The sequence below is a fragment of the Paraburkholderia saeva genome (assembly GCF_907164555.1).
In the GTDB taxonomy this organism is placed as follows: Bacteria; Pseudomonadota; Gammaproteobacteria; order Burkholderiales; family Burkholderiaceae; genus Paraburkholderia; species Paraburkholderia saeva.
This window is the reverse complement of the sequence record NZ_CAJQZC010000010.1, coordinates 247,941-265,620: the sequence shown is the minus strand read 5'-3', so window position 1 is coordinate 265,620 and position 17,680 is coordinate 247,941. Positions and strand designations below refer to the sequence as shown.

Annotated in this window: 17 protein-coding genes; 3 read left to right on the top strand and 14 right to left on the bottom strand. The window is 62.8% G+C overall.

All coding sequences use genetic code 11. From position 1 onward, the window contains the following. Positions 1–122: 122 nt before the first annotated feature. On the top strand, positions 123–884 hold the full coding sequence (locus tag LPA36_RS23920; protein ID WP_228882311.1) for a DUF4410 domain-containing protein: 762 nt from the start codon (positions 123–125) through the stop codon (positions 882–884). Positions 885–973: 89 nt separating this feature from the next. Here the strand turns inward: LPA36_RS23920 and LPA36_RS23915 are convergent, their stop codons facing one another. After that, complete coding sequence (locus tag LPA36_RS23915; protein WP_228882308.1) at positions 974–2,311, bottom strand: MFS transporter; 1,338 nt, start codon at positions 2,309–2,311, stop codon at positions 974–976. Positions 2,312–2,436: 125 nt separating this feature from the next. Continuing rightward, a complete protein-coding gene (locus LPA36_RS23910) occupies positions 2,437–3,396 on the bottom strand; it encodes an MBL fold metallo-hydrolase (protein WP_228882306.1) in 960 nt (319 codons plus the stop codon). Positions 3,397–3,566: 170 nt separating this feature from the next. On the opposite strand from LPA36_RS23910, the gene LPA36_RS23905 reads away from it, so the two are divergent. Together LPA36_RS23905 and LPA36_RS23900 are read left to right on the top strand one after the other, a co-directional pair. Continuing rightward, positions 3,567–4,418: an IclR family transcriptional regulator gene (locus LPA36_RS23905; protein WP_228882303.1), complete on the top strand. Its 852-nt coding sequence runs from the start codon at positions 3,567–3,569 to the stop codon at positions 4,416–4,418. Positions 4,419–4,439: 21 nt separating this feature from the next. Further along, positions 4,440–5,291 carry an IclR family transcriptional regulator gene (locus LPA36_RS23900; RefSeq protein WP_228882301.1) on the top strand — a complete coding sequence of 284 codons (852 nt, stop codon included), beginning with the start codon at positions 4,440–4,442 and terminating at the stop codon, positions 5,289–5,291. Positions 5,292–5,298: 7 nt separating this feature from the next. On the opposite strand, the gene LPA36_RS23895 is transcribed toward LPA36_RS23900, so the two are convergent. The 12 genes from LPA36_RS23895 to LPA36_RS23840 form a co-directional block, all read right to left on the bottom strand. Continuing rightward, positions 5,299–5,505, bottom strand: a complete 207-nt coding sequence (locus LPA36_RS23895; RefSeq protein ID WP_228882299.1) for a DUF2783 domain-containing protein — start codon at positions 5,503–5,505, stop codon at positions 5,299–5,301. 12 nt (positions 5,506–5,517) lie between these two features. Continuing rightward, positions 5,518–7,215: an FAD-dependent oxidoreductase gene (locus LPA36_RS23890; protein WP_228882378.1), complete on the bottom strand. Its 1,698-nt coding sequence runs from the start codon at positions 7,213–7,215 to the stop codon at positions 5,518–5,520. A gap of 217 nt (positions 7,216–7,432) precedes the next feature. Next, entirely contained in the window at positions 7,433–8,215 is a 783-nt protein-coding gene (locus tag LPA36_RS23885; RefSeq protein WP_228882297.1) for an inositol monophosphatase family protein, read from the bottom strand. After that, a complete protein-coding gene (locus LPA36_RS23880; protein WP_228882294.1) occupies positions 8,212–9,339 on the bottom strand; it encodes a catalase family protein in 1,128 nt (375 codons plus the stop codon). The genes LPA36_RS23885 and LPA36_RS23880 overlap by 4 nt, the downstream gene beginning before the upstream one ends. Positions 9,340–9,422: 83 nt before the next feature. Further along, a complete protein-coding gene (locus LPA36_RS23875; RefSeq protein WP_228882293.1) occupies positions 9,423–9,773 on the bottom strand; it encodes a nitrile hydratase accessory protein in 351 nt (116 codons plus the stop codon). A gap of 1 nt (position 9,774) precedes the next feature. Next, positions 9,775–10,464 (bottom strand): nitrile hydratase subunit beta, encoded by a 690-nt coding sequence (gene nthB / locus LPA36_RS23870; RefSeq protein WP_228882290.1) that lies wholly within the window; start codon positions 10,462–10,464, stop codon positions 9,775–9,777. Further along, on the bottom strand, positions 10,461–11,150 hold the full coding sequence (gene nthA / locus LPA36_RS23865) for a nitrile hydratase subunit alpha (protein ID WP_228882289.1): 690 nt from the start codon (positions 11,148–11,150) through the stop codon (positions 10,461–10,463). The genes nthB and nthA overlap by 4 nt, the downstream gene beginning before the upstream one ends. A 212-nt stretch (positions 11,151–11,362) precedes the next feature. Continuing rightward, positions 11,363–12,499 (bottom strand): porin, encoded by a 1,137-nt coding sequence (locus LPA36_RS23860; RefSeq protein WP_228882287.1) that lies wholly within the window; start codon positions 12,497–12,499, stop codon positions 11,363–11,365. 59 nt (positions 12,500–12,558) lie between these two features. Continuing rightward, complete coding sequence (locus LPA36_RS23855; RefSeq protein WP_228882286.1) at positions 12,559–13,500, bottom strand: VOC family protein; 942 nt, start codon at positions 13,498–13,500, stop codon at positions 12,559–12,561. A gap of 92 nt (positions 13,501–13,592) precedes the next feature. After that, complete coding sequence (locus LPA36_RS23850; RefSeq protein WP_228882284.1) at positions 13,593–14,435, bottom strand: fumarylacetoacetate hydrolase family protein; 843 nt, start codon at positions 14,433–14,435, stop codon at positions 13,593–13,595. A gap of 54 nt (positions 14,436–14,489) precedes the next feature. Continuing rightward, the gene (locus LPA36_RS23845; RefSeq protein ID WP_228882282.1) at positions 14,490–15,830 is read right to left on the bottom strand and encodes an MFS transporter; all 1,341 of its coding nucleotides are present in this window, start codon (positions 15,828–15,830) and stop codon (positions 14,490–14,492) included. A 113-nt stretch (positions 15,831–15,943) separates the two neighbouring features. Beyond that, on the bottom strand, positions 15,944–17,650 hold the full coding sequence (locus LPA36_RS23840) for an FAD-dependent monooxygenase (RefSeq protein ID WP_228882280.1): 1,707 nt from the start codon (positions 17,648–17,650) through the stop codon (positions 15,944–15,946). Between the last annotated feature and the right edge of the window lie 30 nt (positions 17,651–17,680).

The following is a 17,680-nucleotide window of genomic DNA, read 5'->3' as shown; positions in this document are numbered from 1 at the left end:
TCACAGACAGAACGCCTCCACGCAGACGTGATCTCCGATAGTTTGCGATCCTGTGGATCGAACGATTGTCGGCGACCTCCCCGGCAATTGACGGCACACCGGTGCCGATGACAGGATGCGACATGCAAACCTCTTTCAACGCCCTCGTTCGCAACGCAAAGCTTCTGGCCGGCACGGCACTTGTGGCGGGATCGCTGCTGCTGACAGGCGCTGCCTCGGCTGCCACGAATGCAACGCAAGCCAGCGCCGCACCACTCGCTCGCGCCGACGTGATCTACGTGTATGCGTTCGATGCCACACCCGGCGAAGTGAAAATGGACAGCGGGATGGGGCAGAAGCTGAAGATTGCAATGAGCGGCGAATCGTCTGCACAAAAGCAGGATCAGACAGCCGTCGATACACGCGTACAGGTCGCTAACGAAATCGTGCGCGAGCTGCAATCGATGGGACTCAACGCAGTGCGCGTGGACGGCCCTGCACCGGCGAACCAGAACGCGCTGATCGTCGAGGGCAACTTCCAGACGATCGACGAAGGCAGCCGTCGCCGTCGCATCCTGATCGGGCTTGGCGCCGGCAAGAGCGAAGTGGGCGCGTCGGTCCAGATCCTCTACAAGCCCGCCAATGGCTCGCCGATGCCGCTGCAAAGCTTCTCTGCCGATGCAAATAGCGGCCACATGCCCGGCGTCGCGGAAACAGCGGGCGTGGGCGCGGCTGCGGGCCACGTCGCAACCGCTGCGGCGACGGGCGGCTCGCTGCATGGCGCGTCCGAGATGAAAGGCGACAGCGTTGCCGGCGACGCGAAAAAACTCGCCGATTCGATCGCTAAACAGCTTGCGGCAGCGAGCGTGGCAAACGGATGGATGTCGGCTGAGCATACGGACTGAAGTCCACGCGTGAAGGACAGGTGCATCTGTCCTTCACGCCAGCGATACAACGCGCTGCGGGTTACATTAAAGACGCCCCAAGGCCAGGCTTAACGGCTTCCTGCGAAATCCGCCTTGACGCCCGCCATCAGCGCCACGCCACTCAGCACAAGCAGCCCGGCAAGCAGATAGACGGCGTTATCCATGCTGCCCGTACTGGTGCGAATCTGCCCGATGACCCAAGGGCTGACGATACCGCTCGTGATCCCGATGCTGCTGATAAACGCGATGCCGGAAGCGGCGGCCTTGCCTGGCAGATAGCCTGGCGGCACCGACCAGAAGATCGGCAGCGCCGCGAAGATCAGCACACACGCAAGCGAAAGGATCGCGAGCATCACGGGAAAGCTGCCCAGATGCAGCGTCAGCGCAGCGAGTGCCATACCCCCGCCGATTGTGCAGAACGCAAAGTGCCTGCGTCGCTCGCCCGTGCGGTCCGAGCGCCGCGCGATCAGAATGAGTCCAACGGCACCAATCGCATTCGGCACGACCGTAAAGAGACTGACGGACACTACATCCTTGATCCCGAAGTCGCGGATCATCAGCGGCATCCAGAAATTGAGCGTGAGCGATGCGCACGTCAGCGAGAAATAGATAAACGCGAAGAGATAGACGCGCGGGTTCCTCAATGCGTCGAGAAACGATCGCCCGTCGTGCGCCGTGCCTGAAACGTGACCCTGCGCGCACAGCGCGACGAGCCGGTCTTTTTCCGATGCGCTGAGCCACGTCGCGTCATGCGGCCTGTCGACGAGCAAGAACAACGCGACAAACGCCAGGATCACCGCAGGCGCGCCCTCGATCGCGAACATCCACTGCCAGCCGAAGAGCCCCAGCACGCCGCTCATGTCACGCATGATCCAGCCCGAGAACAGACCGCCCAGCACGCCGGCCACCGCGACACCTGCAAAGAAGACCGACATCACCGCCGCGCGCCGGTTCACCGGAAACCAGTACGTCAGATACAGCACGATGCCCGGAAAGAAGCCGGCTTCGAATACGCCGAGCATGAAGCGCAACAGATAGAAATGCGCGGGCTTCGATACGAACATCATGCAGACCGAGGCGAGCCCCCACAGCAGCATGATCCGCGTAAACGTACGGCGTGCCCCGAACCGGGCAAGCAGGATATTGCTCGGCACTTCGCACAGCACGTAGCCGACATAGAACACCGCGGCGCCAAGGCCGTACATCGCATCGCTGAAACCGAGATCGTGCTTCATCTGCAACTGCGCGAAGCCGATGTTGATGCGGTCGAGAAACGACACGACGTAGCAGAGGAACAAAAAAGGAATGATGCGCCACGCGACCTTGCGAAACATCGCGTGTTCGTCGGCCGTTTCGGCAGCGTCGGCAACGTATGCCGGTGTGCCGGCCATGAGGGTGTCTGGCATGTCTCGCTCCGCGTATCACACGTCGCTTTCTTTGGACGCGTTGAGTCCAGACGTCTATGCGCCTTCGTTGTCTTCGAGGAAAGTGAAAGGCGCGGCGCGCCTTTCGCGAAAAAGATGCTGTGGAATCAGTCCTGCAGCGCGGACCACATTTCCTTGTCGCGCTGCGCGGTCCAGATACGCGGATGCGTGACGCCGCCCGCTTCGTCGAATGCACGCGAGACGTCGAACGGCAGGCAGTGTTCGTAGATGAACACGTGCCCGAACTTCGGGTCCATCGATTTGCGCGTGAGCGCCATCGCGCCCTTCAGGTCGAGCTTCTGCGCGTACGCTTCGCGACCGGCCTTCAGAAGCGTGGTCACGAAATCCTTCGTGTAGTCGATACCTTTATCGACATCGGCCGGCGAAAGCAGCGCCGGGCCGCGACCCGGGACGAGCTTTTCGGCGCCAAGCCCGCGCAACGCTTCGAGCGTGGCGGGCCACTGCTCGAGTTGAGCGTCGCCGCAATAGCACGCCGCGTCGTATTCGACGAGGTCGCCGGAGAACAGCACCTTCTGCGACGGCAGCCACACGACCGTGTCGCCCTTCGTATGACCCGAGCCCAGATGCGCGATCTTCACTTCCAGCTTGCCGAGCCACAGCGTGATTTCCTTTTCAAAGACGAGCGTGGGCCATGTGAGGCCCGGCACCGTCTCAACGCCTGCGAAGAGGCGCGGAAACCGCTCGATTTCCGACTTCATATCCTGCTCACCGCGCTCGACGATCATCTCGTACGTGCCGCGGCTCGCGATGATCTGCTGCGCGCCTTCCGCGAAATACGCCGATGCGCCGAGCACGCGCACCGCGTGGTAATGCGACAGCACGACGTATTTGATCGGCTTGTCGGTCACGCTGCGGATCCTTGCGATGAGGTCCTGCGCCATCGCCGGCGTGGCCGTGGTGTCGACGATCAGCACGCCGTCGTCACCGATGATCACGCCGGAATTCGGGTCGCCTTCAGCCGTGTACGCCCAGGCGTTGTCGGATAGCTGCGTGAACGTGATCTTCTTTTCTTCGAGATCTGCCTGCGATGCGAATGCCTTTGTCATGTGTGTCTCCATTGCCGCCTGGTAAGGGGATGAAGCCATGGTCGGCCGAATGTGATAATTTGTCAATGGCAAATATATTTGCTAAACGCTAATTTCGGGTAAACGACGATCACGCGGTTTGCCCGACGGGATCGGATACCATGCTGTCGTTCCAGCACGAGACATTCAAATTGACCAGGCCTTCAAAGACCGGAGATATCGAAAGCCCTTCCGACGACACGTCCGCGGCAAAGAAGCAGCGTGGCATCCAGAGCGTCGAAGTGGGCGGCCGTCTGCTCGATGCGCTTGCGCGTCATCGCGGGCCGCTTGGCCTGAGCGAACTGGCGGGCGCGGCGCAGCTTTCGGCGGCACAGGCCTTCACCTATCTCGTGAGCCTGACGCGGCTCGGTCTCGTCAAGCGCGATGCAGTAACCGGCAGTTACGAACCAGGCCCGCTTGCACTGCGGCTGGGGCTTTTGCATATCGGGCAGCAGCCGGCCTTTCACGTGGCCGTGCCGCAGGCGGCTGCGCTCGCTGAAGCCGTCGGCTACAGCGTCGCGGTGTGCGTCGCGGGCACGCAGGGGCCGACGATCGTGCGTTACGAACGCGGCGGATTTTCGCTGCACGTCAATCTTCACGTCGGCACCGTGATGTCGCTCGAAGCGACGTCGACGGGGCGTGTGTTCTGCGCGTTCTTCGCACCCTCGCAGGTCGCCGCGATGTGGCAAAGCCAGACACGTACCGCTGATCGAATGAACATCGCGCACGATACAAAGGCTATGCACGTGCCCGCATTCGATGCGCCACTGCGCAAACGTCTCGACGAAATTCGTGCGCGCGGCATGGAGCGCGGTGTCGATGCGCCGAGCCCTGGCATCAGCAGCCTGAGCGTGCCGGTTTTCGATGCAGAGCGCCGCATGCAGCTCGCGCTGACGGTGATCGGTCCGTCGGGCTCGATCGACGTCGACTGGGACGGTGCCGTAGCGCACGCGTTGCGAGACGCATCGCAGCATGTAACCGAAGCCCTCATCAACCGCGACTGAATCCATCCCGGCGATCGCCTCATGACCCCAGACGGCTCCCTTCCGCTTCATTCTTCACTATCCGGCGATGCGAGAGCGCAGCGCGGCATCAGCGCACTCGACAACACCGGCGAGCTGCTGCTCGCGCTCGTCGCGGCAGACCGGCCCCTCTCGCTGCGCGATCTGGCCGCCGACGCGGGCATGCCCGCAGCGAAGGCTTTCCCTCACCTCGTCAGTCTGCTCAAGATCGGGTTGCTCAGTCGCGACGATGCGGGCCTCTTCAGCCCCGGGCCGCTTGGGCTTGAACTGGGGCTGATCGCGCTACAACGTCTCTCGCCGATCCGCGAAGCCGAACCGGAAATCGCCACGCTTGCTGCTGGCTCAGGAATGAGCGTCGCGGCCGCCACGCTGGGGCCGCTCGGGCCAACCGTGATCCGACTGGAGGAATCGTCGCAGCCGCATCACGTGAGCCTGCGCGTCGGCACGGTGATGTCGCTCGTGAATACGGCGATCGGGCGCGTCTTCGCCGCGCATGTTTCCGGGGATGTGCTCGCCGGTTTGCTCCCGCAGGAAAACATTCGTCTAGCGGGCGCCGATCCGGCTGAAGTGCTCGCGCCTTCGAAGAAAGGCAGCGTGACATTGCGTGCGGCTTACCGTTCGCGCCTCGCACAAATACGTGAGGCCGGCATCGACGACGCCTTCGATGCGCCAGTGCCCGGCATCGGGACGCTCGCGGCGCCGGTGTTCGATCACACGGGGAGTATTTGTCTTGTGATCGCACTGATCGGTTCGTCGGGGGATTTCGGGCGCGGCAAGCAGGGTGAGACTGCCCTGCAACTGCTCGCGGCAACCCGGCGTTTGTCGTGGCGGTTTGGATGGATGGGCGCGACGTGAGGCGTCGTTAGCCTGCGCCGCTGACGCCGGCACGCGCGATCGCGAGCGCTTCGCCCAGTACGTCCGCATCGCCAATATGGTTCGCGAGCAGCAGGACGAGCTTCGCGTTCAGCATGTGACTTTCTTCTTCGGTCAGGCCGTTGTGCGTGTCGATCAGTTTCTTGTAGAACGCATCCGGGTCCGCGAGATTCAGTTCAGTGTTCAGCCGGTTCATGATCGGGATCCTTCAGGTGTTACACGTCGCGCGATCGAGCGCGGTCTTCACCGAGGCTGCATCGAATGCACGCCAGCGCGCGCACACATGCTGATCGGGACGTAGCAGATAGAACGTGTCCGCGCGTGCGTCGAAGCGCGTGTTGACGATGCCTTCGACGTCTTCCACGATGTTGATGCCCGGCGGTATCGCGTGGTCTGCGCCGTTCAGCTGCGTGCCGCGCGGGACCACGATCAATGCCCGCATGGGTAGCGACAGTTTCGTCAACGGAACGAGCCGCGTTACACATGCAGCGACATCGTCTGTTGCGCCGCAGAAATAGATTCCGGTGAATACGGCATCGCCCGTCTGTTGCAGGAACCACGCATCCTCGCCCGCTATCTTCACGGGCGCATCCGTGCATACCGCACCCGGCACCATCGCACAGGCAAACGCGTCAGCGGTTTCGTCAGGTGTGTTCAGCGGCGAATGACGCAGCACTGTGGGTAGCGAAAGCCTTCCGCTGTTCGCGACGCGTCGCGCGAACGGGCAGTCTTTCGCAAGCTTTAACGTCGCGTCGCGGAACATGCGCGATATCGCGCTCTTCGGCGTGATGAAATCGGTGGCGCGCGTCGAGTTGAGGATGTTTTCGTCGGCGGCATATTCACGCTCGGACGCGTACGTGTCGAGCAGCGCGGGCGGTGCATCGCCGTTCACGACAAGCCGCAGTTTCCACGCGAGGTTGTCGGCATCCTGCACGCCGCTATTCGCGCCGCGTGCGCCGAACGGCGAGACGCCATGTGCGGAATCGCCCGCGAACAGCACGCGACCGTGGCGGAAGCTGTCCATGCGCTGACACGAAAACGTGTAGACGCTCACCCATTCCAGTTCGAATTCGGCATCGTCGCCAAGCAGCGCCTTCACGCGCGGAATCACGCGCTCCGGCTGTTTTTCTGCGACGGGATCAGCGTCCCAGCCAAGCTGGAAATCGATGCGCCACACGTTGTCCGGCTGACGATGCAACAACACCGACTGGTTGCGGTGAAACGGCGGATCGAACCAGAACCAGCGCTCGCTTGGGAACGACGCCTTCATTTTCACGTCGGCGATCAGAAAGCGGTCCTTGAACGTGCGGCCGTGGCTGTCGAGTCCCATGCAACGGCGCACCGCGCTGCGCGAGCCGTCGGCCGCGATGACGTATTGCGCACGCAGCGGATAGACGCCGTCCGGTGTTTCCACCTGCAATTCGACGTAGCCGTCGTGATGGGTGAGGCCTGTGACCGTGCTTTTCCAGCGCATCTGCAAATTGTCCATCTGCATCGCGCGTTCGGCCAGATACCCTTCGACGTAATACTGCTGGAGATTGATGAACGCCGGGCGCGCGTGGCCGGTTTCCGGCAACAGGTTGAACGTGTAGACGAGATCGTCCTGCAGAAACACCTTGCCGACGTTCCAGCTGACGCCCTTCTCGATCATCCTCTCGCCGCACCCCAGACGGTCGAACACCTCAAGCGTGCGCTTCGCAAAACAGATCGCGCGCGAACCGCTGGACAGCGTGTCGTCGTTATCGACGAGCACTGTGCGTACGCCCTGCCGGGCAAGATCGATCGCCGCGGTGAGGCCGACCGGACCCGCGCCAATGACGACCACCGGATAGAGCGCTGGCGTAGCCGCGTCGTGATCCGCGGCGCGCGCATAGGCAAAGCGCCGGGTCTGATAGTTCGTCTGCATCGCGTCTCCAGTTACAGTCATGCCGGTTAGCCGATGGCAAACAACATTGCCATTGGTTAATTTTTAGTTATTGTATAAATGTTTTGTTATACGCAAATATGTGTTTACCCCAAGGGGTGTTGCCGGCGAAAAAAACGGGCGCAAGACGTTAGCCGTCCGCGCCCGTTTTCTGTATGACTGTTTGGGACTACAGGCCAAAGCGGCCCGCTCCCGCACCTCACACCCGCATCGCCTCCTCCAGCACATCGCGCAGTTTCGGCGTGCAGCCGATCACGCGATTGCCGTGCTGCAGGCACGCCGCTGTGAGGAAATCGTTGGTCCAGCCGCCGGCTTCCTCGATGAGGAGAACGGCGGCCGCTGCATCCCACGCATTGATGTGCAGCTCGCAATAGGCGTCCTGACGCCCCGCCGCCACATACGCCAGACCGAGCGCGCCCGAGCCGCATCGCTTGACACCGGCACCGAGGTCGTTAAGACGGGTCGCGACCTTGAGATAATCCGGGAACGGCGCCCGGGGCGACCAGCCCAGTTCGACGACCGACTGACGCGGGTCATCGATGGCGCTCACCTTGATCGCGCGCCCGTTCAACGTCGCGCCAGAACCACGGCGTGCGGCGAACAGTTCGTCGGCCATCGGGTCATACAGCACACCGATCTGCGTGCGCCCCTGATGCACAAACGCAATCGAAACGCAAAAGTACGCAATGCCACGCGCGAAATCAGCGGTGCCGTCGATTGGGTCGACAATCCACACGCTTTCGCTAAAGGCACCGCCGCCCTCCTCCCCAAAGAAGCCATCATCGGGAAAGGCCTGTGAAAGCCGCAATGCGATCAGCTTTTCGACTTCGGCATCGGTTTCAGTCAGATAGTCCTGGGGTCCCTTGAACTTCAGTTTCAATACGTCATCGCGCTCAAGAAATCTTCGACGCACGAGATAACCCGCCTCCTGCGCAATCGCGCAAGCCGCCAGCAGACGAAGCTGCATTTCAACCTCGGTCATTCATCACGCTCCAGTGTGTTGTCACAGCGCGCCTGAAGAAACCTACGCGCTTCATCGCTCGACAGGACGCCACGGTCCTTGCGGTTCGCGGCGCTCGCCGCATAGACATCGCCTCTTGCATGCGTGATGCCGAGCGGCTCGAAACCATGTGCAGGATTGAACGCCATCTGGTTGATGACGGCTTCGTCGCCGGCGGAAGGCGGCGCAACAATCTCCAGTTCGCCGACCGGAACCAGCGGACCCATCCATGCAACTGACGCATCCTGTACCGGGGTCGTGGTTTCATCGACGAACAGCGCAACGCAAAGTTGCCATCTGACAGGACCGTCGTGCAGGCGGCTAACAATATCCTCGCGCAGATAGTTGTCGCTTTCGCGGTCCGCCTGCGTTCCCTGCGCGGTCGCGTCGTGAGGCTGCAACGTGTATTTGAACGCGACATCGCCGAGCCGGACGACCGAGCCCCAGTATTGCTCCGTCGCAAGACTGTTGACGGTATGAAGCGTGGTCTCTTTGGCGAGGATCCCGAGAATGCGCGCGGACTCGACCAGCCCGAGTTTTCCATCGAGCACATCCCGCGACAGCTGCTCAAGCGCACCGGTTGCGCCCTTCGCGATCTGCGCGACGATGACGTCGGCGAAATCCATGAACTGCACTGCGTTTCTCGCGTGCGAACGGCCACCTTCGTTGGTCATCAGCAGATCGGTTTCGACGCCCTGGGTTGTGAAAAACTTGAGCGCGACGCCGCGCACATCGGGCGCGCGGTCAGAGAACGGACAGGGCTGGCCATTGGAAATCCGGCAAGCCACACGATATGCGACCGGCGCGGCTGCACTGTCGGGCAACGCAAACGGTCCTTGCCTCAGCACATCGGGAATGGTGTCGAAAAGACGGAGCGTGCCGAACGCACCGAGAAGCTGCTTTTGATGCTGACCACGGTCGATGCGTCCGTCGAGATGGGTTTTGTCACTGGCCGCGATCGTCGCCTGCTGCTCACCGATCTTTGCGACAAGCGTTGCGATTGCAGCGGCGGCGTCGCGCTGATCGACCCAGCCGGTGCCAGCGCCGTCCGATGTTGGACCCTGGTGCACCGGGCCGGCCGTGCTGTCGGGTGACTCGCTTTCCATCGTTTAACTCCTTGCGGACTGCGCATGGCGCTGCAGATACGATCGCAGGCAACCATCACACCGCACATGCATGCGTGCCCCAATCACAATTCAATTGGCCGACCATGCGGTGTACGACGCGCGGCCGCATCCCATTCGTTGCGACGCTGTAGCAGGCCGCCCGCCGATACCAGACCTTTGGCCGTGGCGATGCGTTCGAGCGCGGTCAGCCAGTGCACGTAATACGTGTCGCCATGATCCGGGTCACCGGCAGACTGCGCGTCGCACATCGCCTCATGCAACGTATGCGCCCATTCCTTCCAGGTGAACGCGCCCCGGGCGTGCAAGGCCAGGGTCATTGCAAATGCCTGGGCTTGCCAGGGCGCATTGAATACGGGCCCATCTTCGGTGCAAGGCAAACCCGGGAGCGCCGCCCGCAAGTCGTGCAGATCCATTTCAGTGGGTTGCATGTCGGTTTGCATCGTTGGCGTCGATGTCGAGATAAGGCTCCCAGCAGTCGACGCAGACGGAGGAAGCCGTCGTATCCGCTCCCCACAATTCCGCAGCGTCGAAGCGTACGGTATAGAGCCATTCCGGATTCTCACCGCGCCCAGACGCGTTCGTATCGGGAAATACGTGCACGCCGCGCAGCGCGACAATCGTGCCGCGTTTGTCGCGGCAGTAACGCGGCAGCCGCGTATGTGTCGAAGGATTCATCTTGCAGGTACGCACTGCGTCGCCCACCTGGAAGCGCGCGTCATGCGTCACCGGCCGATTGACCGGACTTCCACGCAGCAACGCCGCCTTGACCTGATCTGCCGTCAATACGCGCGGAACCGGCGCTGCAGAGATCTGAAGCGTTCCCGATTCGAGTTCCCCGGCACTCGCAAGGCCGCTACCGTGCAGCAGTTTCCTGAGCCCTTCGAACCAGATCTCGTAGTAGCTGCTGGCAAGGTACTGCGCGGGCGGCAGGCTCTCACGCGCGGCACGTGACGTGTCGATGTTCCACTTGCCGGTCGCGCCCATTGCAAGCGTGATCGCGAAGACCCGGCGCTCCCACGCGGCGTGAAAAAGCGGAGCGTCTTCGGCTTCCGGCTGCACCGGACCGAACGCCTGCATGCCGCCAAGATCCTGCGCGCCGTTCATGGCGCCTCCCGTTGTGGTGGGTATGCATGCGGCAAACCGGTGCCGATCATCGAATCGCGCGTGACGAGTTCTGCGAGTTCCTCTTCGCTTAAGGCCTCGGTGCCGGCCGGGCGCATCGGCAGCACCAGGTAGCGGACCTCGGCGGTCGAATCCCAGACGCGGAATTCCACTTCGGCAGGCAGTTCGAAACCGAACTCCTTCAGGACGCCGCGCGGATCGATCACGGCGCGCGAACGGTACGGCGCCGACTTGTACCAGACGGGCGGCAAACCGAGCACCGTCCAGGGGTAACACGAGCACAACGTGCAGACCACCATGTTGTGAACCGTCGGCGTGTTTTCCAGCGCGACCATGTGCTCGCCCTGCCGGCCGGTGTAACCCAGCGATGCAATCGCGGCCGTGGCGTCCTCGAGCAGCCACCGAAGGTATGCCGGGTCGGACCACGCCTTTGCAACCACGTGCGCGCCGTTGCGTGGGCCGACCGCGTGTTCGTAGGTTTCGATGAAGACATCGAGCGCCGCCGGATCGACATAGCCTTTTTCTACCAGCAACGATTCCAGCGCGCGCACGCGCAAATCCATCTCAGGCAGCGCGCTCCCTTCATGGTCGTGCGAATGGGCATGATCGCGAGCATGGGAATGCTCGCGGCGATCTGCTTTTCCTGCGTGATTGTCGTCCTGATTCATCGAACGTCGCCCGGAAGATCGTTAGACAAAACCAGTATGGTGGGCGAAGCATGGAAATGCAAACCGGGCGTTTCCGGACGAAACAGAACGTGTTGCAGCACATGCAGCAGCGCCGCAGGACAAAACGGGCGGCGCCCCAGCCAGGAGCCCGCCCGTATCGTGCTACAAAAAACGCAGGAGACCGACGCGACACGAACTGTGCCGCATTCACGTCAGAACATATGCCTGATGCCCGCCATCACGCCGAGCTGACCGATGCCCGCGGCCGGTGTCGTGCCCGGGCCGCCCTGGCTCAGCGTGTAACGCGCCTTCGCGCTGTTGAAGAGATAACCGCTCTGCAGATAGACGCTCGTCTGCTTCGACAGCAGATACGTTCCCCGCAGCGCCGCAAGCGTCCCGCGCGTGTCCTGCTGGCTGTCGATCGTGCGATACACGCCACCATCGAGGATCGCGTACGGTGTCACGTAATAGGTGCCCGTCAGGTAGTAGATGTTCGAATGCACATCGGGCACCGCAGGCGACGAAGTATCGACAAAGCGTCCCAGCCACCCGCCGCCGATCTTGAACGACCCAACCTTGAAGTAACCGTTCAGCTGGGTACGGCTGTCCTTGTCGCCGCTGTTCGTCAGCGGAATCGGCGCAACGCCGTTGAAGAAATTCGCTGCGGCACCCGGGCCGCCGTGCTGCTCGTCGTACGCCGCCGCAACGCCGAACGATGCACCGTCATAGCGCAGCATCGCCGACCACTGCTGGCACGCCTGCGCGTTACCGGGAATCGACCCGGCGCATGTGCCCTGGCCAGGCGAGTTGCCGGTGCCGGCCGAATCGCGCCCGAACGAATAGGTCGCACCCGCCGTGAAGCCGCCGAAGGTGCCCTTGTATGCGACTGTGTTGTCGCTGCGCGCGTTCGGGATGTAGGCATCGATGGATCCCACGCCGCCGTAGATGTCCGGTCCGAGCGCGTCGGCATCGGTGATGGCCCAGAACGACATCGTGTACTGGCGGCCAAACGTCAGCGCGCCGTATTGGTTCGACAGCCCGACCCACGCCTGGCGGCCAAACAGACGCCCGCCCTGGTTCACGTCTCCGGCGCGCGTATTGAAGCCGTTTTCCAGCGTGAAGACAGCTGCAAGCCCGCCACCCAGGTCCTCCTTGCCACGCAGCCCCCAGCGCGACGGCATCGAGCCGGTGATGCCCGGCATGCGGATGAGGGCGTCGCCTGCCGCATTGGCGTGCGTGACGAGTTCGATCCCGGTATCGAGCACGCCATACAGCGTGACGCTGCTTTGCGCGAAGGCGGTGCCGCTGACGGCGAGCGCGGCCGCGGCCGCAATGGTTTTGTATTTCATGTCTCCAGTCCTGAGCGTGGTTTAGTGTGGTTTTGCGCTTGATACGGCGTGAGTCGTCGTCATGCCTCTGTGTTGTGTATGAAATAAGGCGGCACGTCCGGGCCCCACTGATACAGCGAGTCTTCTGGTGCGAAGTCGCCTGCGGGCCACTCAGCACCGGCTGACACATAGTCGATATCCGCGGAGTACTCGGAGAACGAGCCCCACGGATCGCGCACGTAATGGAAGTAGTTCGAGCCCAGCACGTGCCGGCCTGTGCCCCAGCCTTCCGTGAAGCCGGCCGCTGCCATCTGCGATGCGCCGTTGCCCACTTCGTCGATGCTCGCGACGTCCCACGCGACGTGATGCCAGCCTTTGGCGGAACTCTTCGCGAATGCGACAAGATGGTGATCGCTGCCGTGCGGTGCATGCGTGAACGCGATGATGTCGGCCGAACGGTCCGACAGGCGCAGGCCCAGAGCCTCCCTGTAGAACGCAAGCGCGCGCAGCACGTCCGGTGTGAAAAGCAGCACGTGCGACATGCGGCGCGGACGCACCTGTGCGATGTCGGAGCGCACGCACGAACCGCGCGCGTCCGCGGGCGCATTACGGTGTCCGAGCGGCGCCTTGGCATCCGGCGAAGTCTTGGGTCCGACGCGAACCTGAATCAGGTTCCCATCAGGATCGTTGAACCAGAAACCTTCGCTATCGATTGCGTCATCCGGAGCGCGAACTGAAAAATCCGTGGTGACGCCAGCGGCTTCGACCTGGCGCACGATCGCGGCGAGGTCGCCTTCAAAGCAGTTGAACGTCAGATGTGCGAGCGACTTGTGGCTGGCAGAAAAGATACGTGCCCAGCGATGACCGTCCGCCGCGCGCACGTCGAGCCCTGTCGAAGTGCGTGTGACGTCGAGCCCGAACGTGCTGTAAAACCGTTCGGCGTCGCCGAGCGAAGGCACGTTCAGCGCGAAATGATCGATCGAATGTACGGCGGTTATCTGCGAATCGCGATTTGCGGACATGGTGTCTCCTCTTGACCCGAGTCGACGCTTCAGCGCCTTGCTCCGGTCCAATGCAGGCTGCCTGCGGCCGTCCTGATCCGATGCGAATCGCCTTAGCCGGCGACTTCGTCGACGATCTTGTTACGCAACGTACCGAGTCCTTCCACCGACACTTCGCACACGTCGCCATGACGCATCAGCAGCTTCGGATTGCGCGCCCAGCCCACCCCTGAAGGCGTGCCCGACACGATGACGTCGCCCGCTTCCAGCGTGACGGCTTCGCTCAACATCACGATCAGCGTTTCGACGTCGAACACCATGTCGTCCGTGGACGCGGACTGCACGACTTCACCGTTCAGGCGCGTCTCGAGCCGCAGGCCCTTTGCGCCCGGCGGCAGTTCGTCCGCGGTCACGAAGTCCGGACCGAACGCGCCCGTGCCGTCGAAGTTCTTGCCCATCGTCCATTGCGGCGTCATGAACTGGTACTCGCGCACCGATGCGTCGTTAAAGAGCGCGTAGCCCGCCACGTGCGAGAGCGCATCTTCCTTGCGGATATGACGGCCGCCCTTGCCGAGCACGACCGCGATCTCGCCTTCGTAATCGAGGCTGTCCGAGACACGCGGGCGAACAATGGGCGCGTTATGCGCGACGAGGCTCGTATGCAGACGCAGGAACATCGTCGGGTAATCGGGCTGTTCGAAATTGCTTTCCTTCGAGTGGTCGCTGAAATTCAGGCCGACGCACAGGATCTTGGGCGGACGGCGCAGCGGCGGCAAGAACGTCAGGCTTTCTTCTGATTCGATGCGACCGCCCTCCTGCCGGCTCGCCCATGTGCGCAGATCCACGCCGCGCGCCAGCAGTTCTTCGAGCGTGGTTTCATCGAGCGTCCGGATTGCACCGTTCTCACGCACGCCCAATAGCGCCTTGCCGTCCTTTTCAAAACTCACGTACCGCATGTCACTCTCCTGATAACGGCGACCCTCGGTCGCCATGAAACGAAACTGTGTGGTTCACGCCTGCGTCGTGCTGCGACCGCGATAGACCCAGCCGTTCACCAGCATCGCAATGCCTGCGATCACGACCGGTGCGGCGAACGCGACAAAGGCGACATCGACTGTGTGGAACGCGACAAGCAGGACGCCGCCCGTCATCGATCCGATGATCGAGCCGATCCGACCGACGCCCAGCGCCCAGCTCACGCCCGTTGCGCGCGCCGCTGTCGTATAGAAGCCGGCCACCAGCACGTTGGCGCCCGTCTGCGCACCCGAAAGGCCGAGCCCCGCCATGAAACAGGCCACATAGACCCACATGGGCTCATTGATCGAGAAGCCGATCAGGGCGATCGACACGGCGGCGATTGCGTACGAGCCAGCCAGCACGAAGAACGGATTCATCCGGTCCATCAGACGTGCGTTGATGAGCGAACCGATCGTGCCGCCGAGCGGCAGCATGGCGCCGACGCGCGCCGCGTGCGACGGATCGATACCGGCGCCGGTAATGACGGTCGGCAGCCAGCTGGTGATCTGGTAGTACACCCACAAGGTGCAGAAGAACGCCAGCCACAACAGCAGCGTGCCGGTGCGATAGCGTCGGCTGAACAGCGTGCCGACCGCGGTCTCCTGCACGGCGTTCGCCTTCGCGTCTTCCGGAATCACCTGTTCGATCGGCGTGTTTTCGTCGCCGGTCAGGCGCTTTAGCACCTGACGCGTTTCGCGTTCATAGCGCGGCTTACCCGCCATGAAGCGCAGCGATTCCGGCATCCAGATCCAGACGATGGGCGTCAGCACAAGGGGAAACACACCGCCGAAAATGAACACGCCCTGCCAGCCGAAGCCCGGAATCAGCAGCGCCGCCACGGCCCCGCCGAACGCCAGCCCGAGCGTGAAGCCACAGAACATCAGCGTGACCATGAGTGCGCGGCTGCGTGCCGGGCTGAATTCGGACGAGAGCGTGATCGCATTCGGCATCGCGCCGCCGAGACCGGCGCCGGTGGCAAAGCGAAGCACGATCAGCCAGAGCGGCGAAGGCGCATAGGCACACGCAAGACTGCCGAAACCAAACAGCATCAGCGAGATCGTGATGACACGCTTGCGGCCGATACGGTCGGCGAGCGGCCCGAACAGAAAGCTGCCGACCGTGAGACCAAAAAGACCTGCGCCGAAGATCGGACCGAGTTGTGCCGGACTGAGCGTCCACGCCTTTTTCAGCAACGGCGCGACGTAGCCGACCGACGCGACGTCGAAGCCGTCGGCAGCGACAACAAAAAAGCAGATGATCAACGTGAGTATCTGCAGCGGCGAGGTCTTTCTCTCGTCCGTGGCCGCTTCCGGCGTAAAGGCTTGCGCGTGCATGTCCTGTCTCCTGAGGATGGTTCGCTTCGTTGCGAAACTGGTTTGGTTTTGTTCTGTAGAGCCGTTGCCGGCCTCGATGTCGTTCAGGTCGATGTATCAATGCAAAACTGCGCTCACGTCGATGCAGGACACACGGGTTCCGAAGTCGAAACGACGTCCGCAGTCGCATGCCCCATTGCGCGTCGCGCGGCGGCCTCGAATTCGTCGCCCAGTGCATCGCCGCGCCAGGCGACGTGCTGGTCTGGACGGATCAGCACGAACGCCGCGCCGTATAGCGCCGCGACCGCCGGTTCGTCGACATGCTGAATCGCGAGTTGCGGCAGCACCGAGGCCGCGCGATGCAACACCGCGTCGTCGCGCGTGTTGATGCCTTCACGCCCCGTGCACAGCAGCGTGAAACCCGGGCCGAACCGGTCGTAAAGCGAGCGCCCCTCTTCGAGCCACGCGTGCGGCGCACGATGACCCGCCCGCGCGCACGGCACGTACAGGTTCGCGCTGTCGGGGACGGCGGGCCCGGCTTCCGTTTCGATGAGTGGCGACTGCTCGTAACGCGTGCCGAGGTGCACACCCGGAATCACGAATTCGGCCGTCGCGTGAAACGCCAGATAGTTGCCGACGGCCTCACGTGCAGCATCGCCCGCCGGGCCTGACATGTGCGCTTCGGGTGGCACCTGCACGTGACCGATGCCGTCAGCGAAACCCCGCGCAAACGCGGTGTTGCGCAACGCGGCAGGCTTGCGCTCGGCTTCATAGCTCGCGCCCAGCGCGGGTCCTGCGAGACCCTTCACCATCGCTTCGAGCTTCCACGCGAGATTCGCGGCGTCTTCGATGCCGGTGTTGTAGCCAAGGCCGCCCGTGGGTGTGAACAGATGGGCCGCGTCGCCTGCAAGAAATACACGTCCTGCGGAGAAGCGGTCGGCGACAAGCGTGAAGCCCGCGGTCCACGTCGAACTGCTCTTCAGTTCGAACGGAATGTCGGCGCCGATGGCTTCGGCGATGCGACGCCGGACGCTGTCGTCGTCGTTCAATTCATCTTCGCGCGTCTGCACGTTCATGATGAAATGACCCTTGCCGTCCACCGCGATGATGAGCGCCCGCTGTTTCGCGCTGAACGTCCAGTATTGCCATGCCGGCGGATGCGGGCTCACGCGATAGATATCGGGCGCAAAGAAGTAGACGGCGTCCATCTGTCCGCCCATGAAGTCGCGCTTCTCGCCAGAGACGCCCGCGTAACGCAGGCCAAGCGATTTGCGCACGAAGCTGCGCGGGCCGTCACAGCCGATCAGATAGCGCGCGGTCACGGTGCGCGTCTGCGCCGGGCGATCCGCCGTCGCGTCGAGTTCGACCGTCGCGCTGACCGATTCTTCGCCTTGCGAGAAGGCAACCACACGGGCGCTGAAATGCACGTGACACTGCGTATGGCTGCGGGCCGCTTCGAGCAGAACGGGTTCGACGTACAACTGCGAGCAGCGATGCGGCGGCTCGGGCGTGGCCCACGTGAACGCATGGGCCTTTGCCCATTCGACGGCATCCTGCGAAGCCGGTTGATGCAGCCGCGCGAGTTCGTGGCCCGCGATCGACGTGAAGTACGCGACATCCGTCGCGTAACCGGCGGGCAACCCGAGTGCGCGCACCGTCGAAGCAATGCCGATACGGCGAAAATGTTCCATCGTGCGGGCGCTGTTCGCGTTCGCCGCCGGGTGAGTGCTCGTACCGGCCTTCGCATCGAACACTTCCACGCTGATGCCACGCTGGCCCAACTCCGCCGCGAGAAACAATCCCACCGGGCCACCGCCCACGATGATTACGTCGCAATCCACCACTGCTGTCTCCTGAACCGTTCTTTTTCA

Coding starts and splice junctions, on each gene's coding strand:
- LPA36_RS23920 (WP_228882311.1), top strand. CDS start 123: ATGCAAACCTCTTTCAACGCCCTCGTTCGCAACGCAAAGCTTCTGGCC.
- LPA36_RS23915 (WP_228882308.1), bottom strand. CDS start 2,311: ATGCCAGACACCCTCATGGCCGGCACACCGGCATACGTTGCCGACGCT.
- LPA36_RS23910 (WP_228882306.1), bottom strand. CDS start 3,396: ATGACAAAGGCATTCGCATCGCAGGCAGATCTCGAAGAAAAGAAGATC.
- LPA36_RS23900 (WP_228882301.1), top strand. CDS start 4,440: ATGACCCCAGACGGCTCCCTTCCGCTTCATTCTTCACTATCCGGCGAT.
- LPA36_RS23895 (WP_228882299.1), bottom strand. CDS start 5,505: ATGAACCGGCTGAACACTGAACTGAATCTCGCGGACCCGGATGCGTTC.
- LPA36_RS23890 (WP_228882378.1), bottom strand. CDS start 7,215: ATGCAGACGAACTATCAGACCCGGCGCTTTGCCTATGCGCGCGCCGCG.
- LPA36_RS23885 (WP_228882297.1), bottom strand. CDS start 8,215: ATGACCGAGGTTGAAATGCAGCTTCGTCTGCTGGCGGCTTGCGCGATT.
- LPA36_RS23880 (WP_228882294.1), bottom strand. CDS start 9,339: ATGGAAAGCGAGTCACCCGACAGCACGGCCGGCCCGGTGCACCAGGGT.
- LPA36_RS23875 (WP_228882293.1), bottom strand. CDS start 9,773: ATGGATCTGCACGACTTGCGGGCGGCGCTCCCGGGTTTGCCTTGCACC.
- nthB (WP_228882290.1), bottom strand. CDS start 10,464: ATGAACGGCGCGCAGGATCTTGGCGGCATGCAGGCGTTCGGTCCGGTG.
- nthA (WP_228882289.1), bottom strand. CDS start 11,150: ATGAATCAGGACGACAATCACGCAGGAAAAGCAGATCGCCGCGAGCAT.
- LPA36_RS23860 (WP_228882287.1), bottom strand. CDS start 12,499: ATGAAATACAAAACCATTGCGGCCGCGGCCGCGCTCGCCGTCAGCGGC.
- LPA36_RS23855 (WP_228882286.1), bottom strand. CDS start 13,500: ATGTCCGCAAATCGCGATTCGCAGATAACCGCCGTACATTCGATCGAT.
- LPA36_RS23850 (WP_228882284.1), bottom strand. CDS start 14,435: ATGCGGTACGTGAGTTTTGAAAAGGACGGCAAGGCGCTATTGGGCGTG.
- LPA36_RS23845 (WP_228882282.1), bottom strand. CDS start 15,830: ATGCACGCGCAAGCCTTTACGCCGGAAGCGGCCACGGACGAGAGAAAG.